8 protein-coding genes are annotated in these 13212 nt (G+C 46.7%); 7 read left to right on the forward strand and 1 reads right to left on the reverse strand.

Features of this window, described 5'->3' with window-relative positions:
* The first annotated feature begins 87 nt into the window (after window positions 1–87).
* From H6G50_RS07185 to H6G50_RS07195, 3 genes are all read left to right on the forward strand, one after another.
* Window positions 88–828, forward strand: coding sequence for a response regulator transcription factor (locus tag H6G50_RS07185; protein ID WP_190714719.1), 741 nt, complete (start codon window positions 88–90; stop codon window positions 826–828).
* Between the two features lie 199 nt (window positions 829–1027).
* Window positions 1028–1924, forward strand: a complete 897-nt coding sequence (locus H6G50_RS07190; RefSeq protein WP_190714720.1) for a sulfotransferase — start codon at window positions 1028–1030, stop codon at window positions 1922–1924.
* Window positions 1925–1939: 15 nt separating this feature from the next.
* Window positions 1940–2803: a hypothetical protein gene (locus tag H6G50_RS07195; RefSeq protein WP_190714722.1), complete on the forward strand. Its 864-nt coding sequence runs from the start codon at window positions 1940–1942 to the stop codon at window positions 2801–2803.
* A gap of 10 nt (window positions 2804–2813) precedes the next feature.
* On the opposite strand, the gene H6G50_RS07200 is transcribed toward H6G50_RS07195, so the two are convergent.
* Window positions 2814–4250, reverse strand: a complete 1437-nt coding sequence (locus tag H6G50_RS07200; RefSeq protein WP_190714723.1) for a glycosyltransferase family 2 protein — start codon at window positions 4248–4250, stop codon at window positions 2814–2816.
* Window positions 4251–4520: 270 nt separating this feature from the next.
* On the opposite strand from H6G50_RS07200, the gene H6G50_RS07205 reads away from it, so the two are divergent.
* From H6G50_RS07205 to H6G50_RS07220, 4 genes are all read left to right on the forward strand, one after another.
* Window positions 4521–5750 carry a bifunctional sterol desaturase/short chain dehydrogenase gene (locus H6G50_RS07205; protein WP_190714726.1) on the forward strand — a complete coding sequence of 410 codons (1230 nt, stop codon included), beginning with the start codon at window positions 4521–4523 and terminating at the stop codon, window positions 5748–5750.
* Between the two features lie 2 nt (window positions 5751–5752).
* Window positions 5753–6832, forward strand: coding sequence for a hypothetical protein (locus tag H6G50_RS07210; RefSeq protein WP_190714728.1), 1080 nt, complete (start codon window positions 5753–5755; stop codon window positions 6830–6832).
* 147 nt (window positions 6833–6979) lie between these two features.
* Window positions 6980–9316, forward strand: coding sequence for a M48 family metalloprotease (locus tag H6G50_RS07215; protein WP_190714739.1), 2337 nt, complete (start codon window positions 6980–6982; stop codon window positions 9314–9316).
* Window positions 9317–9385: 69 nt separating this feature from the next.
* On the forward strand, window positions 9386–13210 hold the full coding sequence (locus tag H6G50_RS07220; protein ID WP_190714741.1) for an N-6 DNA methylase: 3825 nt from the start codon (window positions 9386–9388) through the stop codon (window positions 13208–13210).
* The last annotated feature ends 2 nt before the right edge of the window (window positions 13211–13212 follow it).

Below are 13212 nucleotides of genomic sequence, written 5' to 3' on the forward strand. Positions count from 1 at the left end.
CTTATAATCAGTACAGGAATCTTCATATTCCTCAATCGGTTTGGAAAAAAACCTTAATCATAGTCAAGTAGCAAAACTCTCTTCGTAATGCCTCGAATACTGGTCATCGATGACGATCCTGCAATTACAGAGTTAGTCTCCGTGAACTTGGAGATGGCTGGATACGACGTGAGTCAAGCTCGGGATGGCATTAAAGGTCAAGCTTTAGCCGTTCAACTTCAGCCAGATTTAATCGTTCTCGATCTAATGTTGCCCAAGGTGGATGGCTTCACCGTCTGCCAGCGCTTGCGCCGAGACGATCGCACGGCGGAAATTCCCGTTTTAATGGTCACCGCTCTCGATCAAACGCAAGATAAAGTCGGCGGATTTAACGCCGGTGCGGACGACTATCTCACGAAACCATTTGAGCTTGAAGAAATGCTCGCGCGGGTGCGCGCCCTATTGCGCCGTACCGATCGCATTCCGCAGGCTGCCAAGCACTCAGAAATTCTCAATTACGGTCCCTTAACTCTGATTCCCGAGCGTTTTGAGGCGATTTGGTTCGACGAAACCGTCAAACTGACCCACTTAGAGTTTGAACTGCTCCATTGCTTGCTGCAACGTCACGGACAAACCGTATCGCCCAGCGAAATCCTTAAAGAGGTTTGGGGTTACGATCCCGACGATGATATCGAAACGATTCGCGTTCATATCCGCCATTTAAGAACAAAATTAGAACCCGATCCCCGCCATCCGAAATACATTAAAACCGTCTACGGCGCGGGATACTGCCTGGAATTGCCCAGCACCGAACAATTGCTCGCCGACTCCGACTCTGCGATGGCTTAAGGCAGCACAGTCAAGAAATTCAACAGAATCTATCCTCGGCAGGTTATTTCGCCAGAGCATCTCTTGAGGCAGGGATGCCAATGGCCTGTTTAGCAGCTATCATTGACTAAACTGCTACATTCCTAGAAATTCTAAGGATAGGATTGTAGTTGGTAATAGTTGTTAAGTATTAACGTTTGTTACCTTAAGACTCATCGCTATGACACTCCCCAATTTCTTAATTATTGGCGTTCAAAAATCAGGAACAACCTCGATCTATAACTACCTCAAACAGCACCCACAGATCTACATGAGTCCTGTGAAAGAGACCAATTTTTTATCAAGAGATTGGGAAAAAAATCCCGCAACAAAAAGTCAGTCAGTTGCCCCTAAAATTGACAGCTTTAAAAAATACTGCGAACTCTTTGATGAGGTGAAGGACGAAATCGCGATCGGAGAAGCTTCCCCAAACTATCTTTTTCATTACGATATCTCAATTCCCCTCATTCAGCGTTACGTCCCAGAAGCTAAGCTAATCGCAATTTTACGCGATCCGACCGAAAGAGCGCATTCGGACTATTTGATGCACATCCGGGACGCGATCGATACACAGCGTAGAAACTTATTAGATCAAATTAAATACAGTTCTCATACGTCCTATACTCTCCGCAAAGGATTTTACGGACAACAACTCCAGCATTTTTACGATCGATTCGATCGCCAGAAAATTAGAGTTTATTTGTACGACGACTTGCGAGTTGATGCCGAAAAGTTTATGCAGGAAATCTATCGTTTTCTGGAAGTGGATGATAACTACTGTCCGGATGTATCTCGCCGCTCTCAAGTCGCTAAAATCCCCAAAAATCAAACAATTAATAGAATCTTGAAAAAACAAAATCCGTTGCGAACGACTGTCTCTTCAATCTTGAAAGCATTTATGCCCGTAGAAATGCGGCAAACAATTCGTTCGAGCTTAATTGAATTAAATTCAGATGAGAAGTCTATAGTCAAGATTACTCCAGAAGAGCGAGAGGCACTCGTTGAGTTTTATCGTCACGACATTCTACAGTTGCAGGATTTAATCGATCGCGATCTTTCGGCTTGGTTAAAAGTATAAGTTTAGCTTCAAGTTATGGATACACTGGTTAATTATCATGTCATCGATCCGGGTAACATCGGAGATAGCTTATCTGCACCAAGCGCCTATTTTAGCTTTCCTGGCTATCGCGTTGAAGCTGCGGATATTCGGGCAGTACAAGCCGACCAGATTGACAATAAATATATTATTGTTGGGGGGGGCGGCCTTTTGTATTCAAGGTTTTTAGATAATTTTTTAAAACTGAGGGAGGCAGGGAACGTTAAAAAGTTGATTGCCTGGGGAATCGGTCAGCAAAACTACAGTCTTTCAACGATAAAAGATGTTCGCTCGTTTAACTATTCTGAATACCTAGATGGTTTTGATTTGATGGGAATTCGAGACTCGGATTCGCCGTACTCTTGGGTTCCTTGTGCGAGTTGCTTGCACCCCTCGTTGGATAAAAAGCGCGAGATCGAACATGAGTTGGTGATTTTTTCCCACAAAAAATTTCAGTTGAATATGCCTCGCATCCCGCGATTGACAAATGCCAGTAGCAGCTTTGATGAAGTGTTAGATTTTTTGGGGTCGGGGGAGACAATCTTAACCAGTTCTTATCACGGTGCCTATTGGGGAACCTTGCTGGGACGCAAAGTTTTAGCTTTCCCGTTCAGTAGCAAGTTTTATACCTTGAAGCATCAACCTGCTATTTATGGCGTTGAGAAGTGGAGGCAGGAGAAGATAACTTTTTCGCTCTTTAAAAAACGCCTCTATGAATTTCGTTACAAGAATAAGTTTTCTTGTTCGACCGAAGGGTGGCAAGAGGCGTTGAAAGATTGTCGGAGTTATCCAGAAGCTCTACAAGAGTGCCGCGATCGCAATCAATGGTACTACGAGCGAGTTCTGGATTTATTGAATTAGAGTCGCCCGCTTACAAGCTCGCTTCTGCTGACTCCTCGTGACTGCCTTGATGCACTGTCTTCACCCACTTCAAGCGCTTCGGGCGAACCGACATTCTTCCGGTTGTTGCGGGCATGATAACCATCCAGTGCATCATATAAATCATCCCGCGCGCTGTCTGTACGATAATTTCTCCGAGGCGCGCTAAAAGGTTTTTGTCCTTGGGTTGAGTGCGGTACAGTCCCACCGACATTGCCACGACAGCCCAGCTTATCATTAACGCCGAGAGGGGACTGAGAACGGGCAAATCGTGCCGCCACAGCACCATGAATAAGTCGGGGATTGCAGCAGTGGGCAGGATATATTGAATGAGAACGAAGGCGATTAAATCGAGGGTTTTAGTGAAATCAAGGCGATTGCTGGCAATTAAGCGCCAATAGTCGAGATAGCGTTGATAACCGCCTTCTGCCCAACGATTGCGTTGATGCCATAAAGCTTTAGGCCCGGTTACGCCTTCTTCGTTAACGGCGGGAAGCAAGCAAAAGCCGATGTCCCATCGATCCAAGTGCAAGCGAATGGTTAAGTCGAGGTCGTCGGTAATGGTTTCTTCGTTCCAACCGCCACAACTCATGAGGGCTTCGCGGCGGACGAATTGACCGTTACCGCGCAGTTCGCCGATACCGCCGACGGCAATTCGTTGTTGCTGGAAGTAGCAGTCGAGCGCCATTTCCGCTTTTTGTCCCTGCGTCCAAAAGTTGTAGGAGTCGTTGGCAATTGCTTTACGCATTTGCACGGCTCCAATTTTTTCGTTGTCGAAGAGGGTGACAATGCGACGCAGCATATCGGGGGTGACGGTTGCATCGGCATCGAATACGCCGATAATACTGCCGGTAATGAGGGGAATGATTTGGTTGAGCGCGCCGGATTTGCCGCCGCCAGCCCCGGCGGGACGATGTAAGACTTTGAGTTGGGGATATTCTGCGGCTAATCGGTCTAAGATTTCGGGAGTGCGATCGCTGCTATCATCGTCTATCGCCCAAACTTCATAGCGATCGCGCGGGTAATCGAGATTGCAGAGCATTCGTACTAGCCGCCCGATTACTGCCTCTTCATTTTTCGCAGCAATCAGTAAAGAAACTTTAGGAGCGGTGGCGAGTGCATCTTCGGCTAAGGGTTCGGGATTGGGTTGCGGTTGCGTAGCAATTAGCCTCAAGCCATGTACTAAAAGGATTCCCGTGAAACTCATCACCAGTCCGAGTCCCCAAGGAACGAGGTGTAGCGCAATGACGGTTCCCCAGATGGTAATCAGGGCAAGGGCGGCTTTTCCTCTGCGTCCTTCTTGTCCGCGAAAGTAGTCACTTCTAAATTCGTCCTCGTCTTCTTCTGGATCCGACCATTCGGACAACAGAGAACCGATTGGGTCTAATTCTTCGTCGGCGTTCTGGTTTGACCAAGACTGTTCTGGCATAGGATAGAGTGTTACGCGAGGGTGGATAAAAAGGAAAGCTCGAGCGGCAGCTTGCGAAAATTTTGCGATCGCGCGCCTGCCCCGGACGGTTTTCTTTACTTCTCGATAGTAGCGAAGATTGTTACAATTTTTATCGATTTCTTAACTTTTGGCAAGGGTAATGATGAATTATGAATGATGAGGGGTGAATTACGAATTACTCGGAGGGATGGGGAGACGAGGCGGTAGAACGATTAAAAGAGAAGTATAAAAAAAGACCTAAAAAAACAAATGATAGCTCCTTGGTTGGCAACGGCAAGTATTGGTTTAATCTCGATTTTGTGGGCGGAAGTGGTGCGCGATCTCTACCATCTCCTTGCCCACTACTGGTCGCCGCTCGGTCGCCTGCACAATTGGCACCATCGCGTTTTTCGCCCCGATCTAACGCCAGCGAGCGAGGCGATTTACCGGCAGGCACATTGGTATAATGACGTACCAGAAGCGCTGGTAATGTTATTGATGAGCGGTTTGCCCGTTGCGATCGCGTTTCAACTGGATCTGCCTCAACCCTGGCTAGCGGGGGCGGGTTCCCTGTATACCTTAAGCTTTTTAAGCACCGCGATCGCGCGCGGATTGGGAATTGCCGGAGCCGACGAACTCACCGATCTTACCCATCGTCCTGGTGCTTTTACGGAGCCTCCCGCGCCTTGGTTCGTGAATCGCACGTATCATTGGCGGCATCATTTTGACAACCAAAATGCCTACTATTGCGGAACGTTGACCGCGATTGATAAAATTATGGGAACTGCCCTTTCGCTCAAAGGTAAACGAATTGCCGTGACGGGCGCTTCGGGAAGTTTAGGGAAATCGCTACTATTTCACCTCCAAAAGAAAGGTGCAAAAGTCATCGCGCTTACTTCTCAAGATACGCCGATCGCGTTACCTGAAAGCAGCGAACCCATTCAAACAGTGGTTTGGCAAGCGGGGAAAGAAGCGGAGTTGAGCGAACTGTTTGAGAAAGTTGATATTTTAATTCTCAATCACGGGATTAACGTGAATGGGGAAAGAACGCCTGACGCGATCGCGAAATCTTATGAAATTAATGCCTTTTCTCAACTACGCTTGCTCGAACTCTTTTTAACCACCGTCCGAAGTAATAAAGAAATTGCTACCAAAGAAGTTTGGGTGAATACCTCCGAAGCCGAATCGAACCCCGCTTTTAGTCCCCTGTACGAACTCAGCAAGCGAACCCTAGGCGATTTAGTCACCCTGCGCCGTTTGGATGCGCCCTGCACGATTCGCAAGCTGATTTTAGGGCCGTTTAAAAGCAACCTGAATCCCATTGGTATTATGTCTGCCGATTGGGTTGCCAAGCAAGTTGTCAGCCAAGCAACGCGCGACGCTCGCAATATTATCGTCACGATTAATCCGCTAACTTTTGTGACTTTTCCTCTGAAAGAATTTAGTAATTCGCTTTATTTTCGCCTGTTTAGTCGGGGTTCTTTACCTGACTCTAATTGAGGATGAAAATTAAGTGGAAGTATGCACTAGGAACGGCGCTTGCGATCGCGCTCTTTGCCGAACCCGCTCTTGCCAATGCGATCTCAACCTTATATTTTATAGGGACGCTGTATTTATTAGTGGGTAATGCCGCGATCGGGCTTTTTGAAGGTCGCTTGCTCGCTCGATTTTTTGGAACACAACGAAGCAAGTCAATTGGCATCGCGATTTTAGCGAACTATGTCTCGGCTTGGCTTGGAGTTGTACCCCTCATTTCTCTTGCTTCTCGCTTTCAAGATATTCCTTTAGAATCGGTCAAAACCTTACTACGGGTTTCATTTCTGCTGGCTTTTATTTTAACCGTTCTGATTGAATATCCTTTTATTTGGCTCCTTTTTCGCGATCGCCCCAATTCCTTTTGGCAGGCAGCAAAGGCGAACTTAATTATCCAAAGCCTTAGCTACTTAATTATTTATTTCTTCTTTCTGCCTTACAGTCCCACTAGCTTAGCCACAAATCTACAATTCGTTCCTTTTTCCGAACTACAACCAACGGGAAACTATGCCCTTTATTTCATCAGTCCGGATAAGAAGCAAGTGATGCGATCGCGCCTAGACGGTAAGCCCCCAGAATTCATTAAGGATATTTCTCATTTGAACTTTTCCTATCGACCTTATTTTTGCTCTCATCAAACAGCACAAAAAACCTTCGATCTCTTTCTTGAATCTTACAATGTCCAGCACAAAATTCTTTCAGATTTTGCCACTCGAACGCCGACCTGGATATCGGAAAAAGAAATAGACTGCCGTATGCCCTGGGGACCCGTGGCTTCTTTGTCCGATCGCGATATTATCCAAGAAGGTTATCACAACACTTTTGAGGAGGGCGGAATACGGGGATCGGCTAGCCCCGGAAAGCCAAAATTTAAATACTCATTAAAAACTCCGATTATTCAACGAAGAATGAGTAGTGCAACGCAACTTAAAGACGAGCGAGTAGTTCTACAAATTGGGGAGGATCGAATTTATATTCTTCATCCTTACCAGAAAAAGATTGCTGAAGTTGTCGAGGGTTCTTCCCCTTTAGTCGTCATCCCAAAATAGTCGGTAGGGTGCGTTAGCGCTCTTCGTAACGAACCGTCTCAAGTAATCTTAAGGAGGGATAATTGAGAAAAGTTTTTCGGGAAATGTTTGTTCCAGACGAATCCTAGTTTATCTTGGAGATTGGGCAAGTAGGGGGAGGATCGACCAATGACTTCTGTTCCGAATCCGAGTTTGAAGGCGGGCGAAACAGCGTTACGAGCGGGACAATATGAAGATGCGATCGCGCATTTTCAGGAAGTGTGCGCCACGGAACTGGATCTCGCCCTCGTCAATCGCGCCCGACAAGCTTTAGTCGTGGCTTATTGCCGCTGCGATCGCGCCGAAGATGCCATCCTATTGTGTCACGAACTCGTCCAAGACCCCACCCCCGAAAGCGCTTGGGCGACAAAAACCCTCGCCGACTTAATTCAACGTTACCCGGAAGCCAATACCCTCGGTTTAGTTCCCCTTCAACCCAAACAGAAAAGCAAACGCCCCGCAGCACCCCGCAATCTCGCTCCCTCTTTTTCTAACGCCGTCGCACGCGCCGAAACGCCCCAAGATGCTGCCCCGACAGTTTTCGTACCGGGCAGGCAGTGGCGCAATGCAGAACGGGCGAAGAACTGGAAGCGGATGAAACCGACGCAACTATGGCGGTTGTGGCTAATACAACTGGTTTGCGCGATCGCGTTATTTTACCTCGTCCGCTTCTCCCTGGAATGGACGCTAAGAACCTTTAACGCGATACTTGACTTTTTACCCCTATTGCGCCCCATCCAACTCTTTTACCGCAATACCACCTATTTTGTCCTCATTTCCTTCTTCATCCTCTGGATTGCTTCGCCCTGGTTGCTCGATTGGCTGCTAACCAAACTATACGGAATGGAACGCTACTCAGTTCCCAAACTAGCGGGGGAATATCCCGAAGCAGCGAAAGTGGTGCAGAAGATGACGCAGCAGAAAAAACTGCCTCGCCCGCAACTGGCAATTTTACCCACTCGCGCGCCGGTTGCGATGACTTACGGAACCTTACCCCGCACCGCCCGCATCGCTATCAGTCAGGGATTGCTCGAACAGTTGGACGATTCCGAACTTGCCGTAATTTATGCAGCGCAAATCGCCCAGATTATCCACTGGGATTTTAGCTTTACCTCCGGCGCGATCGCGCTCCTGCAAATTCCCTTTACCCTCTACTGGCAAATTTCCCGCCAAGGAGAACGCCTCAGCTTAAAAATTAAAAATGACAAATTAAAAATTAAAAATTATCCATTATCAATTATCGACACCCTCACCCTTTGGATAAGTGCAATTCTTGCCGCCATTTTTTATACCTTCTATTGGCTGTGGCGCATCCCCTTATTGTGGATGTCGCGCCGAAGACAGTATTATAGCGATCGCCTTGCGGCCGAGTATATGGGCAATCCTAACGCCATTACCCGCGCCCTGTTGAAAATCGCGATCGGTATGGCGGATAATGTGCGCGAGCAGACTCAAACCAGTTGGCTGTTAGAAAGCTTCGATTTATTAATGCCAGTCGGACACCGCCAAGCACTCGCCATCGGCAGTATGCCCGATAAAACGCCCTTTAGGGAAGTTTTGGCGTGGGAGTGCAGCAACCCTTACCGCCATTGGCTTTCTTCGATTAACTCCCACCCCTTAATCGGCGATCGCATCTATGTCCTCAACCGCTATGCTAACTATTGGCGGCTTTCCCCAGAAATCGATCTCCCCATTTACGTTCCCCCCGCCCGCACCCTCAAAGAAAAATTCCTCAAACTCGCCAACTGCTACCGCGCGCTGCCGATTTTGCAAAGTGCGGTGCTTTCTGCCCTCTTTTTTGGACTGTTGCTGCGCGGTATTTTTTGGGGATTGGGCTACCTCAACGAGCGCGTCCTCAGTCAGTGGATGAGCGGCAGCGGCTTAATTTGGATGTACAATGCCGATAACGACGCGATCGCGCGCGCTTGCCTCCTCTTTGCCTTCAGCCTCAGCATCTTCATCTGGATTAACGGTTATTTCCCCGACGTTCGCATTGCCCCCACCCGCAACGAACCGCGCCTCCAAGACTTACTCTCCAACCCCGAAGCACTCCCCCCCAAAAGTCAGGGCGTGCTACTCACCGGAACCCTGATCGGGCGCGAAGGGATTAGCAATTGGCCGATTCAGGACTTAATGCTGCAAACCTCCAGCGGCACAATTAAACTCCATTTTTTCACCAAACTCGGCCCCTTTGGTAATGTTTTTTGGGGACTGCAAAAACCGTTATTGAAGCTGCCCCTCGCTGGGTTAGAACGCTACATTCCCCTGTATCCTCGTCCGATAAGCCTCATCGGGCGACAAGTTAGCGTTACCGGATGGTTTCGACGCGGTAGCACACCTTGGATTGATGTCGATACCGTTCGAGTCAACGATAAAATCGTCGTTCGCAGCGGCTATCCGGTTTGGGTTATGGGTTTAGCGATTGTCGCTGCCCTGCGCGCCGCTTGGCTGATTTGGAACGCTTAACGGGTAATTCGTAATTCGTAATTCGTAATTAATGGACAGAGCAACTCAATGTATTAATGGAAATAAGCTATGACTGAGCTACCGATGTTTGACGAGTTCCTACCTGTCTTTTTTGGGATATTCCAAAAGAGCTTCAAAAGAGAAGCTGATTTCTTAAGTTACATAAATCGCCCCGATAATCAACGCAGGGGAGATGAAGCCTCTATTGTTGACAACGCTATTATCAGTCCTTTGCTTGAGTTACTGGGTTTTGCACCAGGGGAGCAAGCTTATAACCAGCAGAAACAGAGCAGTCGTCCTGACTTTGCGCCCAGCGATCCCGTGTACGGCACTTGCTTTATTGTGGAGGACAAAAGTACATCTCTGACGCTGACCCTGGATCTGAACGATCCGAACAGTCATCTATCGCAGTTACAGGGTTATATACGTGGATTGCGGTTCGGATGGCTGACAAATGGTAGACAGTTTATGGTTTGGGACTTTTCCAATCCAAATCAGCCTAGATGCACTGTTGATTTGGATCTTCCCACTGCAATTCAGGAATGGAATCAGGCAGGAGCCACAAGCCTTTCGGATAATACAACAAGAGCATTACGGGATGTATTCGATCTGTTCCGTAAAGCAGCATTTACCAGTCTGGATCGCTTAAAGGATGAATTGGCGATCGATTTGGAGGAGTGGCAGCAACGGGCGTTGCCCCTTGGCAATGGTGGTGGGAATGAGCCGATTTTGGTGGAGTCGTTGCAGTCGTTGGTGGAGGAGCTTAAGGGGGATGCACGGCGATCGCTTAATCATCACCTAACCTTACATGATGAATACCTGAATAAAGCCAATCGACTGACTGATGATGCTGTTGAATCGGCAACACAACAGATTCAACAGTTGCGGGAACGGGTTTTATCTAGTCTAACGAACATTCAAAACCTGGTAGGTCTGACCGCAGAGGAGCAAGCCGCGATTCAAGCAATGCTAATGCGGCTGGAACAGGATGCTAGGGCATTTATCAGCCCAAAGGAGTTGTTTGAGCAGGTGCTTGGGGTGCTGAATCAGGCATTTCAACGTAAACACGCAGGTAAAGCTAAACCGCCAAAAACTCCATCCTCTTTAGAAAAGGATTATACACCGCTCCATGATGTGCTAGTTTCCTATGCCAATACGGTCTTTGGCTGGCATCAGCAACAGGCAACTCTGCGCCAGACCTATCAAGCAAATATTCGTGTTTTTGATGATTACACGGTTTGGACGGCTTTGGTACAAGAAACGATGCTCGGTGGACTGAGTGAAGACCAGCGACGAGATGAGTTTGCATTACAGGCAGCGTATGTGGTGTTTATTCGATTGCTGTTAATTCGAGTTTGCGAAGACAAGGAGATTTTTCAGGGCGAGGATCGGGTTCCCCATCGGTTTGTGTCAGATGGGGGAATGAAGCAATGGCAGGAAACGATCGAACGCTATTGGATCTTTGCGACGGGCAATCCTTACAGTCCGTTGCTGGATATGGCATATAACAACGCCCAAAATATTTATGCTCACTTTTTTACTGGACGAGAACTGTTTAACTGGTATCAATTGAATGAGCAGCAGTTGATTATGACGCTGCACCAACTGAGCCGATTTAACTTTGCTGGCGTAGATTCTGACATTGTAGGGACGGTCTACAACACCTATGTCAGCCGCAAAGAGAAGAAGGAAAAAGGGCAGTATTACACGCCTCCTGAAATTGTGAATTACATTCTGGATGAGGTGGGGTATGTATCGGGTACAGGAATTATTGGCAAAAACAAACGCTTGATCGATCCAGCGTGTGGCAGTGGTTCATTTTTGGTGGCGGCAGCAAAACGCTTAGTGTCAGCTTACAAGAATAATACAGATCAGATTGACGATCCAGTTACCGTATTGCAACGGGTACAAGCTAATTTGTTTGGCTTTGACCTGAACCCGTTTGCTTGCTATTTAGCTGAGGTGAATTTGTTGATTCAAGTGCTGGATATAGTAAAGCTGGCACATGAAAAACAACAGCGTCCTAAAATTCAACGCTTTCATATTTACAATGTTGATGCCCTAGCTCGTCCGTCGGGAACTTATCGCTTTGCGTTGTTTAATACGCTAATTGCAGAAGAAAGTGACCAGGTAGACCAGATTAAAAGCCGTTCTCCGAATACGCCCTATGCAAATGGGTTTGCTTTTGTGGTTGCGAATCCTCCCTATGGGGCATCAATCAGTAGTGCCTATCAAGAAGTATTGAAAGCAGATTACGCTGATATCTTTTATGGTCATCCTGATACCTACGCATTCTTTCTGAAACTTGGCACTGAGCTATTAGGGAAAAATGGGAAGCTTGGATTTATTACGCCCAATACTTATCTAATGGGAACTAACACCCCTAATCTACGAAAAGAACTACTTAACATAGGGCGCATTGAGCAAATTGTAGACTTGCCTCAAGGAATTTGGAAAGATGCTAATGTTGACTGTGTACTGATTTTTATTACAGAAGAGGCTAACGAGCAGCATCGTAGAGATAATCAAGTTCGAGTCAATTTATTAGACATACGTGATTCTTTAGATAAACTAACAGCACGAGATTGGGATGAAATATTAGTGCATGAACAATCAACTTGGATAGATCATCCGAAATATGAAATTGCGATTCGTTATGATGACATTATGAGGCGAACTGAAGAGGCTTGTCGAGTTTCCATTGGCAATGGTTCATCTCATACAAAAATAAAGCAGCTTGGTGATGTAGTAGATAGCTCTCCAGGAATTGATCCATACACTACGGCTGCTCAAGGTCGAGCGAGTCCATATATTAAATCTTATCGAAATGTTCCAATAAATGAGACAGATTGGAAAGCATTGCTTGATAGCAGTAGCTTTGTGGGACGTTATGAATTACGTTGGGGGAGTATCAAACCGTATATCAAATATGGAGAATGGCTATGCCGTTCCCGTGAGTCAAGATATTTTGATTCTCCAAAGCTACTCATTCAAGATATGAGAAACCGCGCACTAAAGCGACGTTTAGTAGCAACATTCGACGATCAAAAATTTTATAATCGCAAAAACTTAAGTAACATCATTACAAGCGATGTAAACTACCACATCAAGTACATATTAGCTTTATTTAACTCATCATTACTCAATTATTGGTTTGCAAGAAAATTCACTAATTTACATATTAATCCTTCCTATTTTCGGCAACTTCCAATCTATCCGGCAGATGCTGACACACAAGCTGAATTTGTAGAACTCGTCGATCGCATCCTCGCCAAAAACGCCGAACTCAACCAACTGCGAGAACAGGGTTACACCATCAAACGCCAACGCAACGGCAACACCCCGATCGAAATTCCCTACAATCGCCTATTGAGCGACATTCAACAGCAAAACCCTAACTTTTCAACGCTGAATTTCTTTGATGCCAGAGCCTCACAGTTGTTTAGTATTCCCCAAAAGTGTAACCTACAAGAAACCATCAGCAGTAACGTCTTTATTCCATCCAAACATCCAACCACTGTAGTATTGCGTAACAATAAACTCTGGTTTGAAGTCCCGGATGACAACATCCGGCGCTATCTTTTGGGCTACTTAAAAGCTCCCCAATGGCAGGGTAAAACTTGGGACGAGATCAAAAATCAAGCGCAGATTCCAGAAGAAGAAAGCGGCCTCAACGCTTTCTTTTCCTTGGAAGACCAAAAACGCCAAGCTATTCAAACTCTACTGGATGAAGTTGCTCAAATTGATGCGGAAATTGATGAAAAGGTTCTGAATCTCTACGGCATTACCGATCCGGCAGACCGACAGCGCATCTTGGAGAGTGGAGCAAAAACTGATGAGGAAGCCGAGACAATGGATACAACTGCAAAGAATTTTGAACCAGAGGAAGAATAACA

It is taken from the genome of Oscillatoria sp. FACHB-1406 (genome assembly GCF_014698145.1).
Lineage (GTDB): Bacteria > Cyanobacteriota > Cyanobacteriia > Cyanobacteriales > Spirulinaceae > FACHB-1406.

Coding starts and splice junctions, on each gene's coding strand:
- H6G50_RS07185 (WP_190714719.1), top strand. CDS start 88: ATGCCTCGAATACTGGTCATCGATGACGATCCTGCAATTACAGAGTTA.
- H6G50_RS07190 (WP_190714720.1), top strand. CDS start 1,028: ATGACACTCCCCAATTTCTTAATTATTGGCGTTCAAAAATCAGGAACA.
- H6G50_RS07195 (WP_190714722.1), top strand. CDS start 1,940: ATGGATACACTGGTTAATTATCATGTCATCGATCCGGGTAACATCGGA.
- H6G50_RS07200 (WP_190714723.1), bottom strand. CDS start 4,250: ATGCCAGAACAGTCTTGGTCAAACCAGAACGCCGACGAAGAATTAGAC.
- H6G50_RS07205 (WP_190714726.1), top strand. CDS start 4,521: ATGATAGCTCCTTGGTTGGCAACGGCAAGTATTGGTTTAATCTCGATT.
- H6G50_RS07210 (WP_190714728.1), top strand. CDS start 5,753: ATGAAAATTAAGTGGAAGTATGCACTAGGAACGGCGCTTGCGATCGCG.
- H6G50_RS07215 (WP_190714739.1), top strand. CDS start 6,980: ATGACTTCTGTTCCGAATCCGAGTTTGAAGGCGGGCGAAACAGCGTTA.
- H6G50_RS07220 (WP_190714741.1), top strand. CDS start 9,386: ATGACTGAGCTACCGATGTTTGACGAGTTCCTACCTGTCTTTTTTGGG.